Source organism: Sulfitobacter sp. L-8 (genome assembly GCF_056859255.1).
Window position 1 is genome coordinate 581,987 of sequence record NZ_JBSXOD010000056.1, and the last position, 25,727, is coordinate 607,713.

Genomic DNA, 25,727 nt, shown 5'->3' on the forward strand with positions numbered 1-25,727 from the left:
GGACCGCCGCATGTTATCTCAGCCTAAAATCGCCGCATTGATCGTCGCCGCAGGACGTGGCACGCGGGCGGGCGGATCCACACCCAAACAATGGCAACCGTTGTGCGGCAAGCGGGTGATCGACCATACGCTTGCTGCGTTTCAGGATCACCCCTCTGTCGACAGGCTTATCGTCGTTTTGAACGAAGCCGATATGGCCCACGCACAAGAGCTGACCGACAAGGGATGCATCATAGCCACCGGCGGTGTCGATCGTGCGGCGTCGGTTCGCAACGGTCTTGCGGCGCTCGGGGATGCGGACCAGGTGCTGATCCACGACGCTGCGCGGCCCTGCGTGTCAGCCGAGGTAATTGACCACGTGATCGCCGCGCTGCAATCAGGCCCGGCGGCGGCCCCGGGAATAGCGGTCACCGATGCGCTGTGGGTGGCCGAAAACGGGACCGTCGCAGGAATTCAGGACCGCACGGCGCTGTATGCCGCCCAGACCCCTCAGGGGTTCGATGTCGCGGCAATTCGCGCTGCCCACGCGCGTTACGATGGCGTCGCCGCCGATGATGTCGAAGTGGCACGCGCGGCAGGAATGACCGTTGCCATCACCCCCGGCAGCATTGATAACCTCAAGATCACTTTGCCCGGCGACCTGACCCGCGCCCAACGTATATTGGAACAGACAATGGATATCCGTACCGGCAACGGTTTTGACGTACACGCCTTTGGCCCCGGTGATCATGTGACGCTGTGCGGGGTGGCGATACCGCACTCGCACGGGCTGGTCGGGCATTCGGATGCAGACGTAGGCATGCACACCGTAACCGACGCGATTTACGGAGCGCTTGCCATGGGCGACATCGGCCAGCACTTCCCGCCCTCTGACCCGCAGTGGAAAGGGGCTCAAAGCCACATTTTTCTCAGCCACGCCGTGGGTCTTGCCCGTGCCCAGGGGTTCGAGCTTACACATGTGGATTGCACATTGATCTGCGAGTACCCGAAGGTGGGGCCTCATGCCGCAGAGATGCGGAAGGTGATGGCGTCTATCCTGGCGATCGACCTGGCGCGCGTATCGGTCAAGGCTACCACTTCCGAAAGGCTGGGCTTTACCGGCCGGGGTGAGGGCATTGCCTGCATGGCCACAGCAACATTGGTGAAATCATGAATATCTCGAAACTTGTCGCAACCGTTCTGGGCATTGGCTACATTCGTCCAGGTCCGGGTACCTGGGGTTCATTGGTCGCCCTGCCATGGGGATGGTTGCTGCATGTGATTGGCGGTCTGCCGCTGCTGATTGCGGGCATCGCCGTCGCCTTTGGCGCGGGGTGGTGGGCGACGGCGCGCATGACGGCCGGGCACAGTGACCACGACCCCTCCGAGATCGTCATTGACGAAGTCGTCGGTCAGTGGATCGCGCTGTTACCGTTGAGCTATGCGTCGTGGACGATGGATATGAACATCCTGGTCATGTGGCCGGGCTGGGTGTCGGCATTTCTGCTGTTTCGCCTGTTCGACATCTGGAAACCTCTGCTTGTCGGCTGGGCCGATCGTCGCGGAGACCCGTTGGGGGTGATGCTGGATGACGTGATCGCCGGTGTGTTCGCGCTGCTGGGAGTAATTTTGCTGGCGGTGATATATCATGTCTATCTTTTTGCCTGATGTGCCAGCCCTGCTTGATCGGGCCAGGTCGCGTGGCGTGATGATCGCCTGCGCGGAAAGTTGCACGGGCGGTATGGTGGCCGCAGCATTGACCGACCTCCCCGGTTCCTCGACCATGTTCGACCGCGGTTTCGTGACCTATACGAATGCGGCAAAAATCGACATGCTGGGGGTATCGGCGTCAACGTTGGCCGCATGTGGCGCTGTGTCCGAACCGGTAGCCCGGGAAATGGCGCTAGGCGCATTGTCACGGTCGCAAGCGCAAGTTGCGGTTTCGGTCACCGGTATCGCAGGCCCCGGCGGATCCGAGCACAAACCCGAAGGCCGGGTGTGCTTTGCCATTGCTCAAGGGTCCGAGGCGATCTCGGACACCCAGGAGTTCGGCGCACTGGGGCGCGACAAGGTGCGCAAGGCGGCACGCGATCACGCCATTGCCCTTCTGTTACGCGCAATTTCTTAATGCTTATAAATCCGGCATAGCCCGCGCGAAGCTGCCCAATAATGAGGCACATTCAAAAACGCCTTATAAATAGCCTCACCTGCCTGCATTTTAGCTTTTCCATATGCATTGATTAGGGCTCTACCCGTGTGAACATTTTTCTACCGGAGGAACCAACGATGAATGCTGCCGATACCGCCTGGATCATGACCGCCACAGCGCTGGTCCTGTTTATGACGTTACCCGGCCTGGCGCTGTTCTATGGCGGCCTGGTGCGAAGTCGGAACGTTCTGAGCGTCTTCATGCACTGTTACGCGATCGCTTGCCTGATGAGCGTGCTTTGGTTCCTGGTGGGGTATTCCATCGCCTTTGGGCCTGGCACATCGGGCGTGTGGGGCGGGTTGGACAAGGTCGGGTTGAACGGGGTGAGCATTGACAGTCTTGCCGGTACCCTGCCCGAGATCCTCTTTTTTGCATTCCAGATGACATTCGCGATCATCACGCCGGCCCTGATCGTCGGGGCCTATGTGGAACGCGTCGGTTTCGGTTTCGTGCTGCTGTTTTCGGGGCTGTGGATGCTGTTGTGCTACGCCCCGGTCGTCCATTGGATCTGGGGCGGCGGTTTTCTGTCGGACGGCGGAATTTTTGGCGAAATCGGTGTGCGTGATTTCGCAGGGGGAATCGTGGTTCACGAAACCGCGGGGCTGGCGGCCTTGATCATCGCAGTGTTCCTTGGACCACGCCTTAACCAAACCACGCCGCCGCACAATCCGGGCTATGTGATGATCGGTGCGGCCATGCTGTGGGTCGGCTGGTTCGGCTTTAATGGCGGATCTCAACTTGCCGCGGACGGGGGGGCCGCGATGGCGATAACCGTGACGCATATTTCCGCGGCCACTGCGTCGTTGACCTGGGCATTGTGGGAACGGGTGAAATTCGGCAAATCCTCGATGGTTGGGCTTGTGACCGGAACAATTGCCGGGCTGGCGTCGATCACCCCTGCATCGGGTTTTGTAGGGCCTTGGGCGGCATTGCTGATCGGCGCGGTGGCTGGTGTGCTTTGCCAGGAAGCAGTGATGTTGATCCGGAGCAAAGCCAAGATCGACGATACCCTTGATGTGTTCGCCGTACACGGCGTGGGCGGTATCTTTGGCACGATCATGATCGCAGCGGTCGGGGCCGGCACCTGGACGGCCCAGCTTGGTTCGCTTGCAATCGTTGGGGTCTACACGACCGTGGTCACCGTTGCGATCGTCATGGTCTGCAAGGCATTCACATCCTTGCGCGTGTCTCGAGAAATCGAAGTCGGCGGACTTGATCTGGCGGTCCACGGCGAACGCGCCTATGACCTGAGCAACTAGGCAGGCTTGCGGGGGGCCTCGCCGCAACCGGTGAGGCCCCCCGCCCCAACATCTTACATCTGCGGCCCGTACAATGCTTGGGCACGTTTTTCAAAGGCCTTCACGACACGCTGCATGGCTTCGTTGAACACCACGCCGATGATCTTTTGCAGGACGATATTCCTGAACTCGAAATCGACGAAGAAAAAGACCTTGCACCCGCCCTGCGGAACATCCTCGAAGTGCCAGTTGGACCGCATGTACTTGAACGGACCGTCCAGATATTCAGTGTCAATTTTATGGGTTGCTGGCCAAAGTTCCACGCGGCTGGTGAATCGCTCGCGAAAAACCTTGAAGCTGATGACCAGATCAGCCTCCATCACCTCATGGTCATCCACGACCTCCTGGCTCTTGATCCGCGCGGCGGCAGTCCAAGGCAGGAATTCGGGATAGGATGCCACATCGGCCACCAGATCGTACATCTGTTGGGCGGTATAAGGCAGTGCGCGGGTCTCTGAATGGGTAGGCATTGATTTCCATCTATCTAGAAGCTACGCCCTTATGAAATCTTAAGTGCCCCTGTTTCAAGGTTAAACCCATGACCACCCCGTCTTATGTTATCGACGAAATGATCTCGGCCAAGGCGATTGCCGCCCGGATTGAAACGCTGTGCCGCGAGATACAGTCCGAATTTGAGGGTACCGATAAGCTGATCGTGGTGGGTTTGCTGCGGGGGTCATTTGTGTTCATCGCCGATCTCGTGCGCGAACTTGACCTGCCGATCGAGGTCGATTTTCTGGAGGCTTCCAGCTATGGGGATGGCATGCAAAGCAGCCGTGAGGTCCGTATTCTCAAGGACTTGCGAGGCGTCATTGAAGGGCGTGATGTGCTGGTGGTCGAAGACATCGTCGATACCGGCCACACGTTGCACCATGTCAGAAACCTGTTGCTGTCGCGCGAACCGGCCCGGTTGAAAACCATTGCATTGCTTGACAAGCCAACGCGCCGCGAAGTTGAAATGAAGGCTGATTGGATCGGATTTGAAATACCCGATGAATTTGTTGTCGGCTATGGAATTGATTTTGCCCAACGCAACCGAAACCTGCCATTTATTGGAAAGGTCCGTTTCACATGATGAATATCGTCTGGTTCATGAGAATGAAGCGGTGGGTTCAGAACCCGCCTTCGGCGAAACGGGTAAAATTCGTATTCGCGATCATTCTGGCCGCAGCAGTGATCTTTGGTCTGGAATACGTGGGCTGGTGGCCCGACTGGGCAACCGGCGAACGTATCGGACGACGATTCTAAGCGACGTAATTCATCAACCGTCGCGAACCTGCGCCGTGATTGCCACCGAAATTGGTTCGCGACAACAGCGGCCGCACAGCTATGCAGCCGCCGGGTTGTGACGCGAAGCCTTAGCCAAGCTTGGCCTGGCGTGCGGCCCGCAGCCGCGCAAAGTCATCGCCGGCATGATAGCTGGAACGGGTCAACGGCGACGCCGAAACCATAAGGAACCCTTTGCCGTAGGCTGACTTTTCGTAGGCGGCGAATTCGTCAGGGTGCACAAAGCGATCGACGCGGTGGTGCTTTGGCGTGGGTTGCAGATATTGCCCAATCGTCAAAAAGTCGATGTCGGCGGCGCGCATGTCTTCCATAACCTGCATCACCGACTGACGGTCTTCGCCGAGGCCCACCATGATGCCTGATTTGGTAAACATCATGGGATCAAGCTCTTTCACCCGCTGAAGCAATCGCAACGAATGGAAGTACCGCGCACCCGGGCGTACCTGCGGATATAGACCGGGAACCGTTTCGAGATTGTGATTGAACACATCCGGACGTGCGGCCACGACGATTTCGAGCACTTTTGGATCGCAGCGGATAAAATCGGGGGTCAAGATCTCGATGGTTGTGGCTGGCGACCGTTTTCGGATGGCACGAATGGTCTGGGCAAAATGCTCGGCCCCGCCATCTTCGATGTCGTCGCGATCAACCGATGTTATCACAACGTGATTCAAACCCAGCTTGGCTACCGCATCGGCCACCCTGCCCGGTTCGAACACGTCAAGCGCCTCTGGCGGTTTGCCCGTGGCGATGTTGCAAAAGGTGCAGGCGCGGGTACAAACCTCGCCCATGATCATCATCGTCGCATGACCCTGAGACCAGCATTCACCGACGTTGGGACAGCCCGCTTCTTCGCAGACTGTCACCAATTTGTTATCCCGCATGATCTTGGCGGTATCAGCATAGCCTTTGCCACCCGGTGCCTTTACCCTGATCCAAGCCGGTTTTTTCGGCTGCGGATTGTCCGGCCGCTTGGCTTTTTCTGGATGGCGCTGTTCGGGGATTTTCAGGTCGCGCATGATCAGGCTCCGTTCTACCGTTTTGTCCTATGTAGACGGTTCATGCTTCGCTTAAAAGGGGTTGCAAGGCAAGCGCGGCCAAGTCGGTGGAAAACAGTGGCTAGCCGATCATGGCACCACCCGGGCCAAGGGTCTCGTCGTAATGCTTGCGCAGACGAATAAGCGCGATCCGCAACACGATCTTGGCCGAACGTGCCGACCACCCCAGCCGTTTTTCCGCTGTTTCAAGTCCCTCGAGATAGCAGCAGCACCGCAATACGATGTCCGACAGTCCGGGGCCCAGTTCTTCAAGTGCCGCCCCGACACGCGCGCGCGCCAGCGCCGGGGCACCGCCACCTTGGTTATGTACAGGCGTAGCCCCACCGGGTGTCAGGAAACGTTCCCAATTCATGGTGGTGTTCTCACCCATCTGAGCCAGCTCAAAGTCTTCGCGCAGGCGCTCTCCCGCCTGCACCTGCCGATTTGAAAGAAACCGGGTGCCGTCTTTTTCGCGGCGTCGCGCCAAGGCCGATAACGGGCTTTCCGCCAAGGTCCGCCGCGACTGTCGGCCGGTGTCCGCGAAACCGTCTCTTTGTGGTGATTTCTCTGCAAACGGGGTTTGAGCTTCTGCAAAGCCCGCGTCGTGATGGGGGGCTTCCCGCTGGAGTATTTGTTCCAGAGCGGTACGGCCCGCTGCGGTGATATGATACCGAATAATGCGGCCCGTCCCCTTCGTGGCGATCCAACCCTTAAGCGCCATCGCCTGGGCAATCGGGCGGTCAACGACCGCGGTACGGGTCGTGCAACTGCCCGCGCCGTCCCGCACGACCACCGCTTTTTCCATATCCGCGGCAATGGCCAGCACCGCCCCGGTTTCACACAAACGACGCAGTATTCGCCGTGCTTCGCGGGAAAACGTTACATCGTCAGGCATCATTGTTTCTGTGGTCAAATGCATCTGTTGTTGGTCCTTTGCTGGCGTTACCTTATTGCGGCTCACACGACCCAGTGTTTCCAAGGCGTCGTCGACCAGCGGGTCGTCGCGACGCGTTTCGATCCGACGGATCTGTCGCAAAATCGTCGAAGCGTGACATTCGGCTGACCGTGCAAGTGCCCGGATCGGCTTTCCCAGCTCGACATGAGACAAATAGTGATACGCATCCGGCGGCACCCATTCGGGTATGCCGACGGAGCCGTTTTGCGCCGGAGTGCAATCATTCAACAAAGTCATGGTCCCTCTGTCCTTCTTCTCAAATTTGATAATTTACCCACAGAGTTATCCACAATTACGTTCATGAAGGTTACCTGGGCGTTAACATTAATGCTCTGAGGCCATGATTGTTTCTAATTCGTAAACAGTCGTAACTGCGTCGAACGGCAGCCCTTGGGGGCGCGCAACATGTTGCACTGTCATGAAAGACTTGTCGGATCGTGCCGCGTTCGGGCACTCGAAATTGTCAAGGATATGAATACATGCAAGACATACTCACCCGTCTACACGCTCTCCAGCGCCCTCAAACGTTAATGAGGGCTGCGCGCATGGGGGCTGATAGCTACCGTCGCGGCACACATCTGCGCAGATTGATGGGCTGTTCGACCCTGCCGCGCAGTGGTCCCGCTCTGATCCGGCTGATCGATATGGAGGCAGAGCTGAACGTTCAGCGCAAAAGGGCGGATACAGGGTATAACCTGATCCGCCATATCGAAGTGTTGATCGCAATTGTGTCAGAGGCCCGGATGTTACGCACAGTCCAAGGCCGCCCGGATGCTACATGAAGCTGTCGGGCTCTGCGGCTTTGCGTTCGCGGACGAACGCGTCAAGCGCTTCACGTACCGAAATATCCATCGCTGGCTGCACGTAATCACCCAAAAGCTTTTCAACCCGCAAAGCTGCCAGGGCCTGAGTATCGCGGGCACCCTCGTCAGACCAAGTCTCGAACGGTTTGTAATCCAGTAGATCCGACTTCCAGAAGGCCTGTTTGAAGTTGGCTTGGGTATGGGCACATCCCAGATAATGCCCGCCAGGGCCGACTTCGCGAATTGCATCCATCGCCTGGGCATTCTCGTCGATCTCCACGCCGCGGGCCAAGTGGTGCAAGGTGCCAAGCTGATCGGCATCCATGACGAACTTCTCGAATGAACTTACCAGCCCCCCCTCAAGCCAACCGCAGGCGTGAAGCATGAAGTTCACACCCGATAACAGCCCCATGTTCAAGCTGTTCGAGGTCTCATAGGCAGCCTGGGCATCGGGTAGTTTGGACCCGCAGAAGGACCCCGCAGACCGGAAGGGCAGTTTCATGCGCCGCGCAAGCTGTCCCGCACCATAGGTGATATGTGCGGCTTCGGGCGTCCCAAAGGTCGGGGCTCCCGAATTCATGTCGATGGACGTCACAAAGGCGCCGAAAATCACCGGGGCTCCCTTGCGAACCAGTTGGCTATACGCAATTCCTGCCATCACCTCGGCCAAGACTTGCGTTAATGTGCCTGCAACAGACACAGGGGCCATGGCACCCCCGACAATAAAGGGCGATATGATCGACGCCTGATTGTTTTCAGCGAAAACTTTCAACGCACCCATCATCACGTCATCAAAAGTCATCGGCGAATTGATGTTGATCAGCGACGTCATCACGGTGTTTTGTTGAACAAAGTCGGCACCAAACAGAACCTTGCACATGTCTACCGAATCTTGAGCCCGGCTTGGCTCGGTCACCGACCCCATAAAGGGTTTGTCGCTAAGCGTCATATGAGCATGAAGCATGTCGAGATGGCGCTTGTTGACAGGGATGTCCGTCGGTTCACATACCGTTCCGCCGGAATGATGGAGCCATTTCGACATATAGCCCAACTTCACGAATTTATTGAAATCAGCAATGGTGGCATAGCGCCGCCCGCCAGCCACATCACGTACAAACGGCGGTCCATACACCGGCGCAAGCACCAGATTGCGCCCCCCGATCACGACGTTTCGGTCAGGGTTGCGGGCGTGCTGGGTAAACTCCGCAGGGGCGGCCTTGCACAGTTCACGGGCCAGCCCGCGCGGCATGCGCACGCGGTCCCCGGTGACGTCTGCCCCGGCTTCGCGCCAAAGCGCCAGTGCTTCGGGGTTATCGGGAAAGTTCACGCCGATTTCTTCCAAAACCGTGTCGGCGTTCCGCTCAATAATTTCCAGCGCTTCTTCGGTCAGAATCTCGAAGTTGGGAATATTGCGTTCGATATACTTTGCCGTCTCGAATGACACGGCCGACCGCTCCGCCCGCCGTGCAGCCCCACCGCCGCCGCGCCCACGTCTTGCTGATTCCGCCATGTGATCTTCCTTTTCGCCAAAACTGAGGCCTAGCTACCCCATTCGCCCAGGCCATTTCACGCGGATAACGGCCTTAGGCGTCAAAAACCGACATCGCGACGCGGTCTTGGCTTCATTTTGCCGAATAAACTCCGGGGGTCTGGGGGCTGGCCCCCACTCCACTCTTGCCTCGCAAGCCTTCCACACATAATCAGTCGGCATGACAGATATCTCCCATGACCGCCTTCTCATCATCGACTTCGGCAGCCAGGTCACTCAGCTGATCGCTCGCCGCTTGCGTGAACTCAATGTATTTTGCGAAATCAAACCGTTTAACACGGTCGATGACGCCTACCTCGAGGAGTTCGCCCCCAAGGCAGTCATCTTCTCCGGGGGCCCATCCTCGGTTTTTGCCGAAGGTGCGCCGATGCCACCCCAGTCGGTGTTCGAACTGGGCGTGCCGATACTGGGAATCTGTTACGGCCAGCAGGTGATGATGCATTGCTTGGGTGGTAAAGTAGTGCGCGGTCACGGCACCGCGGAATTCGGTCGTGCCTTCGTGACACCGTCCCAGGAAAAACTGCCCTTGCTCGAGGGCTGGTTCCTCACCGATCGCGAACAGGTTTGGATGAGCCATGGCGACCACGTGAGTGCGATCGCACCCGGGTTCGAGGTATTCGGCACGTCGCCCAATGCGCCTTTCGCCATCACGGGCGACACGAAACGCAACTTCTATGCGGTTCAGTTTCACCCCGAAGTCCACCATACTCCTAACGGTGCGCGCCTGTATGAAAACTTTATCCGACTAGCCGGATTCAAAGGCGACTGGACGATGAGCGCCTACCGCGAAGAAGCCATTGCCAATATTCGTGAACAGGTCGGGGACGCCAAGGTTATTTGCGGCCTTTCCGGCGGCGTGGATTCATCGGTGGCTGCGGTTCTGATACACGAGGCGATCGGTGACCAGCTGACCTGTGTTTTCGTAGACCATGGGCTGCTGCGTAAAGGCGAAGCGGAAGAAGTCGTTACGATGTTCCGCGATAACTATAACATGCCGTTGATCCACGCGGATGAGCGGGACCTGTTTCTGGGAGAGCTCGAAGGCGTCAGCGATCCCGAGACCAAGCGCAAGATCATCGGCAGGCTGTTCATTGATGTTTTCCAGAAACATGCCATCGAAGTAGGTGACGCGACTTTCCTCGCGCAGGGAACCCTTTACCCCGACGTGATCGAATCGGTTTCGTTTTCCGGTGGCCCTTCGGTGACAATCAAATCGCACCACAACGTGGGCGGTTTGCCTGAAAAGATGGGGTTGAAGTTGGTCGAACCATTGCGCGAACTCTTCAAGGACGAAGTGCGCGAGCTTGGCCGCGAGCTGGGTCTGCCGCCGTCGTTTATCGGGCGACACCCTTTCCCCGGCCCCGGCCTCGCCATCCGCTGCCCGGGCGAAATCACCCGCGAGAAGCTGGACATCCTGCGCGAGGCTGATGCGGTATATATCGACCAGATCCGCAAACACGGGCTGTATGATGATATATGGCAAGCTTTCGTGGCGATCCTGCCGGTTCGGACTGTTGGGGTTATGGGCGATGGACGGACCTATGATTTTGCCTGTGCATTGCGCGCGGTAACGTCGGTTGACGGCATGACGGCGGATTATTATCCGTTTACCCATGATTTTCTTGGTGAAACCGCGACGCGGATCATCAACGAAGTCCCGGGGATCAACCGTGTGACCTATGACATAACCTCCAAACCTCCCGGTACGATCGAATGGGAATGATGCGACCAAAAGATACAATGCCTTCGGCGAGGATTTTTTTCCATTTGGAAATAACGGCTTGAGCAAGACCGCCAAGGCTGCCCTTTGGATGATGGGGTCGATTGGGTCTTTCTCGGCTATGGCTGTGGCGGGGCGCGAATTAGGCACCGTCTATGATACGTTCGAGATCATGATGTACCGTTCGGCCGTGGGCGTATTGGTGGTGGTATCGGTAGCCTGTGCCACGGGAGCGTGGCGACAGATCAACACGCGCGATATAGGGCTGCACCTCGGGCGCAATCTGGCGCATTTCATCGGGCAGAATTTGTGGTTTTTTGCGGTGACCGTCATTCCATTGGCGCAGGTTTTTGCCCTGGAGTTCACGTCACCCTTATGGGTAATCGCGCTGTCTCCGCTTATCCTGGGGGAACGGCTGACCGGCGTCCGGGCGGCGGCTGCGCTAATGGGGTTCGTGGGGATACTGTTTGTAGCACGCCCCACCATTGCCGGGATCACGCCGGGGATGTTGGCCGCGGCATCCAGCGCTGTATTTTTTGCGCTGACGATCATGCTGACCAAGAAGTTGACAAGAAGCCAGCCGATTACCAGCATTTTGTTTTATCTCACATGTATGCAACTGTTTTTCGGCCTTGTCATGGTGACGTATGATGGTGATGTAGCGCTGCCGGATCTTTCCCATGGACCGCTGTTGTTATTGATCGGGGTTGCCGGGCTATTGGCGCATTTCTGCTTGACCAATGCGTTGGCGATCGCGCCGGCCACCGTCGTGGTTCCGATTGATTTCATCCGCCTGCCCGTTATCGCTGTTATCGGGATGTTGGTCTATGCCGAGGCCTTGGATATCTGGGTGTTTATCGGCGGAGCCATCATATTTTTGGGCAATTACCTGAGCCTTCGCGCAGAGAGCCGCCAGCCAACGTAGCCGGTTTGCAACATCCGAAAAGATCCGGAGTGGTTGCCGTTTGGTCAGGAATTGACGGGTGAACAAATACTTTGCCCCATACCACCCGGAACACCTGCGTTTTGCGGGTGTTCGGCTTCTGGGGAGGAGTTTTTGTATGACATATAGAGTGATGGCCGTTATCGCGCTTTTGGGAAGTGCTTCAACCGCGCAAGCAGGCGCGATCGACCGGACAGGGCAGCCGATCACGGCGTTGTTCGAAAGCGGTCGTTATGCCGAGTTCAGCTTGGGAACAGTGTCGCCGGATACATCAGGCGTCGGGGTGCAGGCGACACCCGGGGCGCGTAGCGGGGATATGACCGACAGTTTCTTATCGTTCGGGGCCGCCTATAAAGCGGATCTGACAGATCAAATATCGTATGCGATTATCTATGATCAGCCATTTGGTGCTGACGTGGCCTATCCCGTCGGGACCGGGTATTTTGCACAAGGGGCTACCGCGACATTCGACAGCAATGCGCTAACTGGCTTGATGCGGTTTGAAATGCCTAGTAATTTCAGCGTCCATGGCGGTATTCGTGTTCAGACTATCGAAGCCTCGGCGCTGATCCCGTTTGTCACATCCGGCCCCGGACCGGGCATCACCGCCCCCGGTGCGCCCTATTCGGTCAAGGGTGACCGCGATACCGGTGTCGGCTATGTTGCCGGGGTTGCCTTTGAGAAACCCGAAATAGCGCTGCGCGTATCGCTGACCTATAATTCAAAGATAAAATATGACGTGAATACCACTGAAAACTCGGTGATCGGGCAGAATGTACGTTCTTCCACCCATGTCGAGACACCGCAATCGCTTAACCTTGAATTTCAAACGGGCATTGCCGCCGATACACTGCTGTTTGGTGGCGTCCGCTGGACCGACTGGTCATCATTTGAAATTGCACCTGCGCAATACGCGGCGTTGACGGGCGGGTCAAAGCTGCTGAGCTATAACGACGATATCTATACCTACAGCCTGGGCGTCGGGCGCCGGATCACCGAAGCGTGGGCGGTTGCCGCATCTGTTGCGTATGAAAAGCAGGTCGGCGGTTATGCTTCCAACCTTGGGCCGACGGATGGGCAAAAGAGCATCGCCCTGGCGGCGACCTACACCCGCGACAACATGAAGATCACCACAGGTATCCGCTATGTCGATATCGGCGACGCACAGACCCGCGCGGGGGCTGCTGCACCGGCGGCACGGTTTGCCGGCAACGATGCAATCGCTTTTGGCGTGAAGGCTGGCTTTAACTTTTAACGGACCAAACAGGCATCTGGCTCGCGGTAATTGCGCCGCGGGCCTTTTTTGTGGGTGCTCTATGACTGGCCCTTTACCGGTGCCTGAGATATTGATCTGAAAAATTCACAATCCTGGATCCTGTTACATGCTTTATGCTTCTGCTGATGACTGGCGCGCCGCGCCGCGCAAGAAGGTTCTGGTCTTTGGTATGTCGGGATTGGGAAAGACCCATCTGGCCCACCTGCTGCGCAAATCCGGCGACTGGTTTCATTACTCTATCGATTACCGGATCGGCACGCGATATCTGGGCGAAACCATTGCAGACAATGCCAAGGCCGAGGCGATGAAAGTCCCGTTTCTGCGCGATTTGCTCTTGAGCGACAGCATCTACATCGGGTCGAACATTACCTTCGATAACCTGTCGCCGGTCGCTACCTGGCTTGGCAAGCCGGGGGATCCTTCGAAGGGCGGTCTGCCGATGTCGCAATACGCCGTGCGGCAGCAGGCCTTCAAGCGTGCAGAGATCGCGGCGCTGATGGACACGGCGCATTTTTCCGCCCGCGCCGAATCCCTTTACGGCTACCCTCATTTTATCTGCGATACCGGCGGTTCGATCTGTGAATGGATCGATCCCGCCGACGATCACGATCCCCTGATGAAGGCCTTGTCGGATGAATGCTTGCTTGTATGGATCAAGGGCGATGACGCCCATACAAACCAATTGATCAGACGTTTTGACAAAGCGCCGAAACCGATGGCATACCAACCGGAATTCCTGACCAGAAGTTGGCAGGAATATCTAAGTGAAAACAACTGCCAAGAAGGCGAAGTCGACCCAGATGCATTTATCCGGTGGACCTATGCGCGGGCTCTTGCCCACCGCCAGCCCAGATACGAAGCGATGGCGAAATGGGGGGTGACCGTCACCGCCGATCAGGTGGGAGGTTTGACCAGCGAGGATGATTTCGTCAATCTTATCTCCGAGGTAATCAGCGCATAACCCTTGGCACCCCAGCCGCTGAGGCCTATCTATTCCCTTCACCAGTTGTGGAACTACAATACTATGCCGATCAAACTTCCCTCCGACCTGCCCGCCTATCATGTATTGACGCGCGAAGGTGTGATGGTGCTGGACGAGGATCAGGCCGCCACGCAAGACATACGCCCATTGCGTATAGCCTTGCTTAATCTCATGCCAAAAAAGATCCAGACCGAGAATCAGTTCGCACGATTGATCGGAGCGACGCCATTGCAGATCGAGTTCAGTTTGCTGCGCATGTCTGACCACCAGTCGCGCAACACGGCCGCCGATCACCTGGAAAGCTTTTACCGCCCCTTTGAAGATGTCACCGAAGAGAAATTTGACGGGCTTATCATCACCGGAGCGCCCATCGAACATCTGGATTTCGATAATGTGACCTACTGGGATGAACTTACCCGTGTGTTTCAGTGGACCCAAACCAATGTGCATTCAACGTTTGGCGTGTGTTGGGGCGGCATGGCGATGATCAACTATTTCCACGGCATCAAAAAACATTTGTTGCAAGAAAAAGCCTTTGGATGCTTCCGTCACAGCAATCTGGAGCCGTCATCGCCGTATCTACGGGGTTTTTCCGATGATCTGGTCGTCCCGGTAAGCCGCTGGACCGAAATGCGTGCCGCCGAGGTGAATGCAGTACCCGGGTTGAAAACCTTGTTGGGCAGTACGGAGGTTGGTCCTTGTCTGGTTGAGGACCCGGCGCATCGCGCGTTGTATATCTTCAATCACCTCGAATATGACCGCGACACCCTGAAAGATGAATATGACCGCGATGTCGAGGCCGGGACACCGGTCAGGGTCCCTTGCAATTATTACCCCGATGACGACCCTGCGAAAACGCCGTTGAACCGCTGGCGCAGCCACGCCCATCTTTTGTATGGCAATTGGATCAATGAAATTTACCAATCTACCCCCTATGATTTAAATGCTATTGGGACGTAAAACGCTGTTTGTTCTTGGTCTGATACTCATCTTGGTAGGAGTGGTGCAGTGGCGCGCTCGTGCCCATGAAGCGGCGGCAAATGCCGTCTTTCCGCCTATTGGCGAATTGATCAATGTTGGCGGTGTAACCGTACATGCAAAAGTCGTGGGCAGCGGCCCCGACCTTGTGCTTATTCACGGCGCATCGGGTAATCTGCGCGATTTTACGTTCGATATGGCCGATAAGCTAAAGGACAAATACCGCGTCATTATGTTTGACCGGCCGGGAATGGGTTGGACCGACACTCTGCCCAAAGACGCTGGTGCATGGAATACCGCCGCTGCTTCGCCCGCAGAACAAGCGATTTTGTTGCAAAAGGCCGCGGACCGGCTGGGCGTGACCGATCCGATAGTATTGGGGCATTCTTACGGAGGTGCCGTCGCACTGGCATGGGGGCTGGAGCGGCCCAAAAAAACCAAGGCTCTGGTACTGGTATCTGCGGTATCAGAGGAATGGCAGGGTGACCTTGGCTGGCAATACCGCCTGACAGGGTCGCTGTTGGGGTCGACAGTGATTATTCCCGTGGTCACTGCGTTTATTCCGTTCGGGTTCGTGCAAAAGAGCATCGATTTGATTTTCGCGCCGCAACGTGCGCCCGAAGGGTACAACAGCTATATCGGCGCGGCCCTGGCCTTGCGCCGGCCTTCCATGCGCGCCAATGCCCAGCAGGTGAATACCTTGCTGCCGCATATCAAGCAGATGGTCGCGCAATACAGTCAACTGACCATGCCGGTCGAGGTCGTACACGGCACCGCTGATACGATCGTGCCCTTTGATGTTCATGCCAAGGTTTTGATGACCCAGTTGCCCAACGCCGTTCTGACGACACTGCCGGGGATAGGCCATATGCCGCAACATGTGGCCCAACCGCAGGTTTTGTCGGCGATCGACAGTGCGGCTGAACGTGCGGGTTTGCGCTAGGACCAAGAACGTTCCATAACATTGCGGAACACAATGATCAGGAGACCCCTATGGACCTGCCCTTTGATGGTGCGATCAGCGCATTCTTTCACAACGACGCACCGGATCAGATCAGACAGGCTATCAAAGGGGCCGACAAGGACGATATTCTCAATGACACCTATCCTTACCCCGAAAGAATGGGCCGCAAGCAATATGAGACCGAAATGGAGCAGCTTCAAATCGAGCTGGTCAAGCTCCAGTCTTGGGCGCGTGAATCCGATGAGCGCATCGTCATGGTCTTGGAGGGGCGCGATGGTGCCGGCAAAGGTGGGACCATCAAGCGCATGCAGCAGAACCTGAACCCCCGCGCTGCGCGGGTGGTGGCGCTGTCGAAACCCACCGACACCGAAAGCGGGCAATGGTATTTCCAGCGGTATATCTGCCATCTGCCCAGCTTGGGCGAGATGGTCTTTTATGACCGCAGCTGGTATAATCGTGGCGTTGTCGAACCTGTATTCGGATTTTGTACCGATGCGCAGCGCGAACATTTCTTCTCTCAGGTTGTCCCGTTTGAAAAGACGCTGGTTGATGACGGTATCCATCTGTTCAAGTTCTGGCTGAATGTTGGCCGGGCAGAGCAGCTGCGCCGCATGCTGGCGCGTGAAAGTGATCCTCTGAAGCAATGGAAGCTGAGTAAGATCGACGTAATGGGGCTTGGCAAATGGGATGCCTATAGCGCCGCGATCGCAGACACCCTGGGGCGGTCGCACACAAGCACGACGCCATGGACGGTGATCCGGTCTGACGACAAGCGTCGCGCCCGGTTGGCGGCCATCCGCACGGTGTTGCACGCATTCGAGTATCCAAACAAGGATACCGCGGCCATCGGCGCGATTGATGACAAAATATGCGGTGGTCCGGATATCTGGGATGTCTAAACGTGGATATCATCACGGCAATCTGCGTCAGGCCCTGATTGACGCGGCCCTGATGCTGATCAAAGAACGAGGGCCTACGGGGTTCACGTTGTCTGAAGCGGCCAAGCAGGCCGGTGTTACCCCGGCGGCAGTGTACCGCCATTTCGACGGACGAGAGGAGCTGATAGCCGAGGGGGCTTTGCAAGGCTACGAGATTTTTGCCGAGCTGATGGAGGCGGCCTATCAGTCCGGTCAACCCTCGGCCCTCAAGGCGTTCGAGGCAACGGGGCGCGCATATCTGGCGTTTGCCCGTGATTTTCCCGGCCACTACATTTCAATGTTTGAAAGTGGCATTTCGGTAAACCGGTCGCCGGATCTGGCTGCTGCGGCACAGCGGGCCAACGGGATTCTCGAACAAGCCGCCAGCGACCTTAGCCAACATATTCCCGCCGCCAAACGCCCCCCCGCTTCGATGTTTTCCGCACATATCTGGGCGATGAGCCACGGCGTCGTCGAACTGTTCGCGCGAAACTCTCCCGGTCGTGCATCCCCTTTTCCCGCCGATGAATTGCTGGAAAGCGGGATCGGTATCTATCTGCGTGGACTTGGCCTTGTCGCACCGGATGAATAATGACCGATGCGGATGACATGTTCTTTTCGTTGCATTATCACTCTTGATATCTTTGGGGTTATAAGGCGGATGCTTTGAAAATTTATGTGATCAACGTGCCCGTCGCGACCGAACGGCGGGCAATGCAAGAAGCCCAAGCCAGGCGTTTCGGGCTTGATATGCATTTCATCAACGCCATTGATGCCGCAGGATTGGACGACGCTTTTTGCCAACGGGCCGCGAATAACTGGACCCGTTCGGTAAGCAAGAAAGACATAGCATGCTTTTTGTCGCACCGGCATGTCTGGGCGCTGGCCGCCAAAGAAACATCGCCGGTCATGATCATCGAAGACGACGTGGTATTTTCCCCGGCGATCAAGGACGTTCTGTCGGTGCTGGCAGCCAGAACAGATTCTTGGGACGTGATCTACGATCTCGAGTATGCTCCGGGTCGCCATGGCATATCACACCGAGAATACTGGCATACGGAAAACCCCGAGATCAGCGCCCGCTTTATCTATAAGAACAAGATCGGACTGGGGGCATATGTTCTGTCACCCGGGGCGGCAAAACGGCTGCACGACGCCCAAGATCTCTATGCCATGGCCGACGCCTATGTCTGGACGCGCCCGTGGCTTGCCCCGTATCAGATTGAACCGGCCCCGGCGGTACAGATGATTTATCTCGAGAATGTCACGAACCTGGAAAGCAGCGCAGCTCATAACCGTGAAATCCGCTTTGAAAATCAAAGCTACCTCAAGCGCAAGCTGATAAGGCTTGGCATCACCCTGGACGAAGCTCGCCGGTTTATCGGGGGCATGCGTGACATCGACAAGCGGCTGTTGAAGTTTGACCGGCATGCCTTTGATCGAACCCAGGAAACCTCTGAAAGCTAAAGGCCCGTCATGCCCAAACCCAAATCCGGTATCGCCAGATATCTGTCTGAACTTCGCTACCGCCTGATCTGGGCAAAGGAGTCTCGCCACAGCTCTGCCGCCGCTAGATCCGCGCTCGCCCACCCAAACAATCCAACCCTGGAGGACGTAAAAACTTTCCTACGAACCCTCACACCGCGCCAGTGCGGAAAAGATCTTGGGCGCATCGGGCCCGACGAAGACGGTGGTTACCTTTTACCGGATGACCTGGACGGGATCGACGCGTTATTTTCGCCTGGCGTATCCGAAACGCTGGGGTTCGATCTGGAGATCGCGCAACGCCGCATCCAGTGTTTTCTGGCCGATGCGTCGGTGACGAAACCAGACGGGTTACTTTCGAACATGAACTTCATGCAAAAGTTCATCGGGCCGGAGAACCGGGGCGATTTCGTCACGATGCAAAAATGGATCGGGGAAAATACCGCAGACGATACCGACCTTCTGCTTCAGATGGATATCGAGGGGGCGGAATATGACGTTCTACCGGGGATCGCCGCTGAATCGCTGGCGCGGTTCCGGATAATGCTGATTGAATTTCACGACTTTGACCAGATATTCAACGCAGACACATTCAACCGGTTGCAAAGCCTGTTTGCGCGATTGTCAGAGACCCATGTGCTTTGTCATCTGCACGCCAACAACACGGTGGGCTATACCAGCGTGGGCGGTTTTACCATCCCGCCGGTATTCGAAGCAACCTATATCAGACGCGACCGGGTGAGGGGCGACTTGCCCCATGCGCAGATACCGCACCCCTTGGACCAACATAATTCAAACAAGCGTCCCAATGTGCAAACGCCACATTTCTGGGCGCATTAACTTTCAACTTTCGGCCCACACCCCGTATTCGGCCTGGATATATCTGACCAAATACAAATTCAACGCGTGCCGGTCCATGCCATCGATCGTCGCATCATAGAGCGCCTCAACCTCGGCTTCGCGAACGGCGCGCGGCAGATACCCGTTGTTTGCCCATATCTTTGTCCCCGCCTTCGCCGCCATTGCCGACATCCACAGATCGTCATGCATCCACACCTTGTCCGGCAAATCGTAAACAGCGCTATCCAGGAAGCCAGGCTTTATCAACACGCCGCCACACCCTTCGAAAACATCGACATACCCTTGGGGTTTAAAATTCTTCAGTCGGTGGGGTTTACGAAGTTTCTGGGAACGAAACAGGTTGAAAAATTCCTGACGTGCGCGCTGGATCTTGTACCCGACGTCATAAATAGATGGCAATGGCACGGCGCGTTGCTCGGTCTGGTTTCGCATAGGCCGGACACCCGCGATTGTATCCACATCGAAACCCGCATTGCAGATGCACATTTCAGGTCGCGCTGCGCTCGCCGCCAGAATATTGCTTGCCCAGTCGGGGTGCACCACGCGGTCGTCATCCCCGAAAATGATCGGCATCTGAGTACCTGCGTGATCCAGTAACGTGGGAAGCACCTTGGTCGCCGGCCCCAGATCCTCATCCACCACGGCAATTCGCACCCCATCAGGTACATTAGGCATGGAAAAGCTGTCCTGAGGAAACCTGCGATATGCCTTGGGAATGTTCAGGCGAATTTCAGTAAGCGGCGCGGATTGCGCAACCAAAGATCTAAGAACGACGCCCAAAGTGCCAAATCGCGGCGGGATCGAGGAAAGTGAGATTACCGTCATGGATTACAGGCTCCGGTGTGGTCTGGATTGGCTATTGAATTATTCGTTAATTGCAACGTCGGCAATCGGGCGTTGTGCTGGTGCGTATCGGATCTTCCCTAATCACGGCCGGCGCCGATTTCATTCATCACCTCGGCGGCGATCTCAAAAGACCGTACCCGCGCCGCATGATCGTGGATTTGCCCGGTCAAAATCACTTCATCAGGCCGATAGCGGTCGATCATCTTCGTTAATTGCGCCTTGACGGTATTTCGGCTTCCAAACGCGGTGACACGCAACGCCTGATCTACAGCCTGACGCATCTGAATGCCCACTTCAGCGTCGATATCGTCGACGGGACGCGGCAACTTACCCGGCTGGCCAGTCCGCAACCTGACAAAGGCCTGCTGCATCGACGTGCGCAGATATGCACCTTCGTCGTCGGTACCTGCGGCAAATACATTGGCGGCCAACATGAAATGAGGGTTCTCCCACATCGCTGACGGTCTGAAATCACGCCTGTATATCGCCACCGCGTCGTCCAGCGCATCGGGCGCAAAATGAGACGCAAAAGCATAGGGTAACCCGAAATGGGCTGCCAGTTGTGCACCATACAACGATGACCCCAGTATCCAGATCGGAACATGCGTGCCCTGTCCGGGGTGCGCCATGACCCTGGCCCCCGGTTGCGCATCCCCCAGATACCCCATCAGCTCGACAACATCGTCTGGAAACCGATCGCCGCTTTGCATGCCTCTGCGCAGCGCATGATAGACAGACTGATCACCCCCGGGCGCACGCCCCAAACCAAGGTCGATGCGGTCCCCATGGATCGTCGCCAGGGTCCCGAATTGTTCCGCAATGGCGAGCGGGGCGTGGTTTGGCAACATGATGCCCCCTGCCCCAATCCGCATGGTTTTTGTATGATCCGCCACATGACCGATCAACACCGAGGTCGCCGCCGATGCGATGCCGGGCATGTTGTGATGCTCGGCCATCCAATAGCGGTAATATCCGGCTGCTTCCGCGCGCTGCGCAAGATCGACTGAATTTGCGATCGCCTGGCGGGCATCCGACCCTTCCGGTACCGGTGACAAGTCAAGGATGGAATAGCGCATGAATCAGACCCTTTGTTATACTTGCCCTATTTAAGCATGCGCGCCACGAAACTGAACCACACCTTCGGTTTCATTTTGCCTGATAAACTCTCCCCGAAGGGCCGGTTCAAAATGAAAAAGGCCGCTCCCATTGGAACGGCCTCTTCCGGACAACTTGTGAATAAAGCTTAGCGCTTGGAGAACTGGAAGCTCTTACGCGCTTTGGCTTTACCGTATTTCTTGCGTTCCACCACGCGGCTGTCGCGGGTCAGGAAGCCTGCCGCTTTCAACGCCCCACGCAAGGAGGGATCATAAAGCTGGAGCGCTTTGGACACACCGTGTTTGACGGCACCGGCCTGGCCGGACAAGCCGCCGCCCTTTACGGTCGCGACAACGTCAAACTGACCGTCCGTGCCGGTAATGCCGAAAGGTTGTGCCAGGATCATCTGCAAAACCGGACGAGCGAAATACTCGTTTTGCGGCTTGCCGTTGACGATAACCTTACCAGAACCAGGCTTGATCCAAACGCGCGCGACGGCGTCCTTACGCTTGCCAGTGGCATAGGCACGGCCAAGCGCGTCACGGACCGGTTCGCGTGGTGCCATGTCGATGTCGGCACCGCTATTGTTTTCAGTCACGGCCGCTTCCAGACCTTCGAGTGTTTTGATTTCATCAGCCATGCTTATACACTCCGCGTGTTTTTAGAGTTCATGGATTTCACATCCAGAACCTCTGGGCTTTGCGCCTCGTGGGGATGTTCGGAACCAGCATAAACGCGCAGGTTTGTCATGATCTGGCGGCTCAGGCGATTGCCGGGCAGCATGCGCTTGACGGCCATGGTGACCACGCGCTCGGGATGTGCGCCTTCAAGGATCTGTGCCTTGGTGCGCTCTTTGATCCCGCCGGGGTGGCCGGTGTGCCAATAGAATTTCTCCTCGCGCTTTTTGCCGGTCATCTGAATTTTGTCGGCATTGATAACGATGACATTGTCACCGCAATCCATGTGGGGCGTGAAGGATGGCTTGTGCTTGCCGCGCAGCCGCATGGCAATGATCGACGCAAGACGGCCAAGGACAACGCCTTCAGCGTCGACGATGATCCATTTCTTGTCGATATCTGCCGGTGTTGCAGAAAAGGTTTTCATGGAGGGAATTCCCGTTAATTTGGTGAAGGAGCCCGAAACCGAACTCCGCTATCTGATGACGGGGTTATAAACGCACTCCGTGCAGGGTCAAGCACCACTTTTCACATTTTATATAGCAATATCAGATGCTTATGATTTGGGTATAATAATACCCCAAAAAATTCACACGCTCAGCTGCTCCGGTGGGCTGTCCAGAAGCTGACGCAGTCGGGTGATCGCATGTTCGAAACTGGCAAGCGTCACACCGGCATTGATCGCCAGCCGGACCGCATGGGGCGCGCGCGCGTCGCGGCAGACGAAATCTTCGGCTGACCTGATTTGCACCCCTTCCACTTCGGCGGCCTGGCAGAACGCACCGGCCCGCCACCCCACCGGCAGGCGCAACCACAAAAACGGTACATCGGCCCGCCACGCGACGTCAAAACCACCCAGAATATTCACGGCGCTCTGGATATAGGTGTTGAAACCCAAACGGGTGTTTTCAGCCACCGTATCGATATCCGGATCGGTAAGAAGCTTTGCACACAGATCAAGCAAGGGAGTTGCGAGGCCGAAGCAGTTATATTCCGCCACCCGCCTGAGATCCGGGGTGCGCCCGTCCGGAGCGATCGCAAAGCCGATCCGCAACGCCGGGGTCAAGGTTTTGGCCAACGACGATACATACCACCCCCGCTCCGGCGCGAGCATGCGGTAGGTCGGCGCACGATCCACACGCATTCTGTAACAGTCATCCTCGACAATCTGCAGATCATGGCGGCGCGCCACTTGTACCAGCTCTTCGCGCCGCGCCGCCGGGGTAAAACCGGCTGTGGGGTTGTGGACCTCTGGTGACGTGCAGAAAATCTGGGCGTCATAAGCTTTTGCTGCCTCCTCCAACGCTTCTGGAATCACACCGTTCTGATCCATGGCAACGGGGATAACATCCGCTCGCAGCAGTTCGGCAGCCCGGCGGAATCCGGGATAGGAAAGTTCCTCGATCAGGATCGCCGGTCTTCGCCCTTGCAAGATTGATTGAAATACCAGCGATAAACCGTTCTGCCCCCCATGAGACAAGACAACATCGCTTTGCGAAAACGCCCCTAAAGGTGTACCGGTCAGCCAACGCACGACCGCTTCGCGCGCGCCCCGCGCCGCTGACCGGCTTGGATAATGCATCACACCCAGTTTCTGATCGTTCGACACCTCGACCAACAGCCTGCGGATCAATGCCTCCTGGCCTACAGATGGCAGGTGGGGCGAAAACATATTGACCTTGAACTTGTCGGTCTGGCCTTCGATGCCGCCGTGATGCGCTATTACGTCGATCTCGGCCGGTGTTTCAGGGGCGGGGCGTTGCGGTGCCGGCATCACAAAAGTACCGCGCCCCACTTCGGCTTGCAGCACCCCGGCGTCGGTCAAGACCGTGTAGGCCCGCGCGACCGTGCCGGGGGTCACCCCTAGTGTCCAGGCCAATTCGCGTACCGGAGGCAACTTCTGATTGGCGGCCAGGTCACCGTTGGAAATACCATTTCGTATCATTGTAACAACGGTCTTGTATTTAGGCCCCTGCCCGTCAATGAGAGTAGGTTGCCAAATTGTACCCATTACAATGTTTCTCTTTTCAAAATGTACCGAGGTTTGTACCTATGTTTTATGTTATCACGCAACATTGTGTCAATACAATTATGAATAGGAGATTTTCATGACACAGACCCTGACCATTTCACACGAAACGGTGGCGATCCTTAACCAGCGCAACACGCCAGCAGTCGCGGTATTTGCGGTTAAATTTGCGGTCTATGTCACGAAACTTGCATCACGTCGCCGCACACGCAAAGCTTTGGCACGTCTAGAGCCGTGGCAATTGAAAGACGTGGGACTCACATCTGAACAGGCTCATGATGAGTCTATTCGGGTGTTCTGGAAAGCGTAACATCCCTGTGGCGCTTGCCAGACCTCTTCACTCGGGCCGGTTTTGACCGGCCCTTTTTTATTGCGCCTCTGAATAATGGTACAATTATTTAGGTGGAATTGAATAGGTCAATGAGGCGCGCGCGACGGGATCCTCAAGGCCTTCGGAATATACCAGAACGTCGCAGACCGACAAAAGCCGCCCAAGCTTGAGCAATCGGGTCTTGGCAACCAAGTCAACATTGGCGGCAGGCTTGCGCATGAAATCAATCGAGCAATTGGTGGTCACCGCCAGCGCCTTGGGGCCAATACGTGCCAACGTCATCAAGTAGGCGCTGACGTCAGCGAGCGCGAAAATTGACGGACCCGATACTGTACCACCGGGACGCAGGTGCCGATCATGCGTGAGCAATCTTGTCGTCAGATCGGTTTCCCCAACGTGGTCGATCGCAAAATCCTTGGCGACCTGCTTGAACACATCGTTCATAAAAACCGCCAGCGCGTCGGCATCCATCAGAATTGGCATACTTGTCCTCCGTCATATGTCGGGGTTACGCTCTGGGAAAATCGCAAGGGGTGCAAGATGACAATGCTGGAAATAGATCGTGACGGTGCGGTAGTTCACCTGACCATGAATGCACCCGGGCGTCTGAACGCGCTGTCTGACGAAATGCTTGCGGCGTTGACCGATGCGCTGGATGATATCGCGCAGACACCCGAAGCAAGAGTCGTCACCCTTGCAGGGCGTGGCAAAGCCTTTTGCGCGGGGCATGACCTTAAACAAATGACGGCACTGCGCCAATCAGATGATGGCGGGGCGGCCGGTTTCAAGGACCTGTTCGACAGATGCAGCCGTCTGATGGCGCGCATCCAGGCTATGCCGCAGCCGGTAATCGCTTCTGTACATGGCATTGCCACCGCTGCAGGCTGCCAACTGGTGGCGACCTGCGACTTGGCCGTCGCTGCCGAAGGTACCAGGTTCGGGGTCAATGGCGTGAATATCGGCTTGTTCTGTTCAACGCCGATGGTCGCGTTAAGCCGCAACGTTCCTCGTAAGCAAGCTTTTGAAATGCTGACCACCGGGGATTTCATAGAGGCTGACCGAGCACGGGAAATCGGGTTGGTTAATCGTGTTGTACCCGAACATATGCTGGCCATGGAAACGCAAGCGTTAGCCCAGCAGATAGCCTCCAAGCTGGGAGTCGCTGTGAAAATCGGCAAGCAGGCTTTCTATGAACAGCTGCAAATGCCCGTTGATCAGGCTTATATCTATGCAGGGGATGTGATGGTCGAAAACATGCTGCACGAAGACACGCAGGAAGGCATTCAGGCGTTTTTGGAAAAACGAGATCCTGAGTGGCGTCAGTAGCGCGAAATAGATTGTTTCCAGTGTGATGTGGATTGTTCAGTTTTTAATGCTAGCAATCTGGACTTATTTGGGGCACGAATAAGTTAAGACAAACGTCTTAATGATTTTGGGTCGTCGCCCGCGGAAGGTCCCTCCGGGTCAGCTCTCACTGACCGGCCATTCCCGCAGCGACGACCTCAA

29 protein-coding genes are annotated in these 25,727 nt (G+C 56.6%); 19 read left to right on the plus strand and 10 right to left on the minus strand.

Annotated features, from left to right (window positions below; all coding sequences use genetic code 11):
* The first annotated feature begins 10 nt into the window (after positions 1-10).
* The 4 genes from AC13DE_RS19510 to AC13DE_RS19525 all read left to right on the plus strand — a co-directional run bounded on the left by AC13DE_RS19510 (position 11) and on the right by AC13DE_RS19525 (position 3,447).
* The gene (locus AC13DE_RS19510; RefSeq protein WP_483048758.1) at positions 11-1,153 is read left to right on the plus strand and encodes a bifunctional 2-C-methyl-D-erythritol 4-phosphate cytidylyltransferase/2-C-methyl-D-erythritol 2,4-cyclodiphosphate synthase; all 1,143 of its coding nucleotides are present in this window, start codon (positions 11-13) and stop codon (positions 1,151-1,153) included.
* Complete coding sequence (locus tag AC13DE_RS19515; protein WP_483048759.1) at positions 1,150-1,647, plus strand: phosphatidylglycerophosphatase A family protein; 498 nt, start codon at positions 1,150-1,152, stop codon at positions 1,645-1,647. The genes AC13DE_RS19510 and AC13DE_RS19515 overlap by 4 nt, the downstream gene beginning before the upstream one ends.
* The gene (locus AC13DE_RS19520; protein ID WP_446312409.1) at positions 1,628-2,107 is read left to right on the plus strand and encodes a CinA family protein; all 480 of its coding nucleotides are present in this window, start codon (positions 1,628-1,630) and stop codon (positions 2,105-2,107) included. The genes AC13DE_RS19515 and AC13DE_RS19520 overlap by 20 nt, the downstream gene beginning before the upstream one ends.
* Before the next feature lie 158 nt (positions 2,108-2,265).
* Entirely contained in the window at positions 2,266-3,447 is a 1,182-nt protein-coding gene (locus AC13DE_RS19525; RefSeq protein ID WP_483048760.1) for an ammonium transporter, read from the plus strand.
* A gap of 53 nt (positions 3,448-3,500) precedes the next feature.
* Here AC13DE_RS19525 and AC13DE_RS19530 read toward each other — a convergent pair whose 3' ends face one another.
* Positions 3,501-3,956, minus strand: a complete 456-nt coding sequence (locus AC13DE_RS19530; protein WP_446298379.1) for a type II toxin-antitoxin system RatA family toxin — start codon at positions 3,954-3,956, stop codon at positions 3,501-3,503.
* Positions 3,957-4,024: 68 nt separating this feature from the next.
* Between AC13DE_RS19530 and hpt the strand changes: the two genes are divergently transcribed.
* Entirely contained in the window at positions 4,025-4,561 is a 537-nt protein-coding gene (hpt, locus tag AC13DE_RS19535) for a hypoxanthine phosphoribosyltransferase (RefSeq protein ID WP_446298378.1), read from the plus strand.
* Entirely contained in the window at positions 4,558-4,734 is a 177-nt protein-coding gene (locus AC13DE_RS19540; RefSeq protein ID WP_483048761.1) for a hypothetical protein, read from the plus strand. The genes hpt and AC13DE_RS19540 overlap by 4 nt, the downstream gene beginning before the upstream one ends.
* Positions 4,735-4,844: 110 nt before the next feature.
* On the opposite strand, the gene lipA is transcribed toward AC13DE_RS19540, so the two are convergent.
* Positions 4,845-5,792 (minus strand): lipoyl synthase, encoded by a 948-nt coding sequence (gene lipA, locus AC13DE_RS19545; protein ID WP_446312405.1) that lies wholly within the window; start codon positions 5,790-5,792, stop codon positions 4,845-4,847.
* A 100-nt stretch (positions 5,793-5,892) separates the two neighbouring features.
* Positions 5,893-7,002 carry a DUF6456 domain-containing protein gene (locus AC13DE_RS19550; RefSeq protein WP_483048762.1) on the minus strand — a complete coding sequence of 370 codons (1,110 nt, stop codon included), beginning with the start codon at positions 7,000-7,002 and terminating at the stop codon, positions 5,893-5,895.
* Between the two features lie 242 nt (positions 7,003-7,244).
* Here AC13DE_RS19550 and AC13DE_RS19555 point away from each other — a divergent pair, with 242 nt between their 5' ends.
* Positions 7,245-7,547, plus strand: a complete 303-nt coding sequence (locus tag AC13DE_RS19555; protein ID WP_446312403.1) for a DUF6477 family protein — start codon at positions 7,245-7,247, stop codon at positions 7,545-7,547.
* Here AC13DE_RS19555 and AC13DE_RS19560 read toward each other — a convergent pair.
* On the minus strand, positions 7,540-9,078 hold the full coding sequence (locus AC13DE_RS19560; RefSeq protein WP_483048763.1) for a trimethylamine methyltransferase family protein: 1,539 nt from the start codon (positions 9,076-9,078) through the stop codon (positions 7,540-7,542). The genes AC13DE_RS19555 and AC13DE_RS19560 overlap by 8 nt on opposite strands.
* Before the next feature lie 199 nt (positions 9,079-9,277).
* Between AC13DE_RS19560 and guaA the strand changes: the two genes are divergently transcribed.
* The 10 genes from guaA to AC13DE_RS19610 all read left to right on the plus strand — a co-directional run bounded on the left by guaA (position 9,278) and on the right by AC13DE_RS19610 (position 19,222).
* A complete protein-coding gene (gene guaA / locus AC13DE_RS19565) occupies positions 9,278-10,840 on the plus strand; it encodes a glutamine-hydrolyzing GMP synthase (protein WP_446298372.1) in 1,563 nt (520 codons plus the stop codon).
* A gap of 58 nt (positions 10,841-10,898) precedes the next feature.
* Positions 10,899-11,762 carry a DMT family transporter gene (locus tag AC13DE_RS19570; RefSeq protein ID WP_483048764.1) on the plus strand — a complete coding sequence of 288 codons (864 nt, stop codon included), beginning with the start codon at positions 10,899-10,901 and terminating at the stop codon, positions 11,760-11,762.
* A 136-nt stretch (positions 11,763-11,898) separates the two neighbouring features.
* A complete protein-coding gene (locus tag AC13DE_RS19575; protein WP_483048765.1) occupies positions 11,899-13,035 on the plus strand; it encodes an outer membrane protein transport protein in 1,137 nt (378 codons plus the stop codon).
* Between the two features lie 127 nt (positions 13,036-13,162).
* The gene (locus AC13DE_RS19580) at positions 13,163-14,017 is read left to right on the plus strand and encodes an ATPase (protein ID WP_483048766.1); all 855 of its coding nucleotides are present in this window, start codon (positions 13,163-13,165) and stop codon (positions 14,015-14,017) included.
* Positions 14,018-14,080: 63 nt separating this feature from the next.
* On the plus strand, positions 14,081-14,998 hold the full coding sequence (gene metA / locus AC13DE_RS19585; RefSeq protein ID WP_446298368.1) for a homoserine O-acetyltransferase MetA: 918 nt from the start codon (positions 14,081-14,083) through the stop codon (positions 14,996-14,998).
* Positions 14,982-15,959, plus strand: a complete 978-nt coding sequence (locus AC13DE_RS19590; RefSeq protein WP_483048767.1) for an alpha/beta fold hydrolase — start codon at positions 14,982-14,984, stop codon at positions 15,957-15,959. The genes metA and AC13DE_RS19590 overlap by 17 nt, the downstream gene beginning before the upstream one ends.
* 50 nt (positions 15,960-16,009) lie before the next feature.
* Positions 16,010-16,879, plus strand: coding sequence for a polyphosphate kinase 2 (gene ppk2 / locus AC13DE_RS19595; protein ID WP_483048768.1), 870 nt, complete (start codon positions 16,010-16,012; stop codon positions 16,877-16,879).
* Complete coding sequence (locus tag AC13DE_RS19600) at positions 16,872-17,489, plus strand: TetR/AcrR family transcriptional regulator (RefSeq protein ID WP_446298365.1); 618 nt, start codon at positions 16,872-16,874, stop codon at positions 17,487-17,489. The genes ppk2 and AC13DE_RS19600 overlap by 8 nt, the downstream gene beginning before the upstream one ends.
* A gap of 74 nt (positions 17,490-17,563) precedes the next feature.
* Positions 17,564-18,364, plus strand: coding sequence for a glycosyltransferase family 25 protein (locus AC13DE_RS19605; RefSeq protein WP_446312587.1), 801 nt, complete (start codon positions 17,564-17,566; stop codon positions 18,362-18,364).
* Between the two features lie 9 nt (positions 18,365-18,373).
* The gene (locus AC13DE_RS19610; protein WP_483048769.1) at positions 18,374-19,222 is read left to right on the plus strand and encodes an FkbM family methyltransferase; all 849 of its coding nucleotides are present in this window, start codon (positions 18,374-18,376) and stop codon (positions 19,220-19,222) included.
* A 3-nt stretch (positions 19,223-19,225) separates the two neighbouring features.
* On the opposite strand, the gene AC13DE_RS19615 is transcribed toward AC13DE_RS19610, so the two are convergent.
* From AC13DE_RS19615 to AC13DE_RS19635, 5 genes are all read right to left on the minus strand, one after another.
* Complete coding sequence (locus AC13DE_RS19615) at positions 19,226-20,068, minus strand: hypothetical protein (protein ID WP_483048770.1); 843 nt, start codon at positions 20,066-20,068, stop codon at positions 19,226-19,228.
* 98 nt (positions 20,069-20,166) lie between these two features.
* Positions 20,167-21,165 (minus strand): LLM class flavin-dependent oxidoreductase, encoded by a 999-nt coding sequence (locus AC13DE_RS19620; protein ID WP_483048771.1) that lies wholly within the window; start codon positions 21,163-21,165, stop codon positions 20,167-20,169.
* 167 nt (positions 21,166-21,332) lie between these two features.
* The gene (rpsI, locus tag AC13DE_RS19625) at positions 21,333-21,824 is read right to left on the minus strand and encodes a 30S ribosomal protein S9 (RefSeq protein WP_446298360.1); all 492 of its coding nucleotides are present in this window, start codon (positions 21,822-21,824) and stop codon (positions 21,333-21,335) included.
* A 2-nt stretch (positions 21,825-21,826) separates the two neighbouring features.
* Positions 21,827-22,288 (minus strand): 50S ribosomal protein L13, encoded by a 462-nt coding sequence (gene rplM / locus AC13DE_RS19630; RefSeq protein ID WP_446298359.1) that lies wholly within the window; start codon positions 22,286-22,288, stop codon positions 21,827-21,829.
* A gap of 162 nt (positions 22,289-22,450) precedes the next feature.
* On the minus strand, positions 22,451-23,872 hold the full coding sequence (locus tag AC13DE_RS19635) for an aminotransferase-like domain-containing protein (RefSeq protein ID WP_483048772.1): 1,422 nt from the start codon (positions 23,870-23,872) through the stop codon (positions 22,451-22,453).
* A gap of 97 nt (positions 23,873-23,969) precedes the next feature.
* Between AC13DE_RS19635 and AC13DE_RS19640 the strand changes: the two genes are divergently transcribed.
* Positions 23,970-24,200, plus strand: a complete 231-nt coding sequence (locus tag AC13DE_RS19640; protein ID WP_446312581.1) for a DUF1127 domain-containing protein — start codon at positions 23,970-23,972, stop codon at positions 24,198-24,200.
* An 84-nt stretch (positions 24,201-24,284) separates the two neighbouring features.
* Here AC13DE_RS19640 and AC13DE_RS19645 read toward each other — a convergent pair whose 3' ends face one another.
* Positions 24,285-24,704, minus strand: coding sequence for a PaaI family thioesterase (locus tag AC13DE_RS19645; protein WP_446298356.1), 420 nt, complete (start codon positions 24,702-24,704; stop codon positions 24,285-24,287).
* 57 nt (positions 24,705-24,761) lie between these two features.
* Between AC13DE_RS19645 and AC13DE_RS19650 the strand changes: the two genes are divergently transcribed.
* A complete protein-coding gene (locus AC13DE_RS19650; RefSeq protein ID WP_446306145.1) occupies positions 24,762-25,547 on the plus strand; it encodes an enoyl-CoA hydratase in 786 nt (261 codons plus the stop codon).
* The last annotated feature ends 180 nt before the right edge of the window (positions 25,548-25,727 follow it).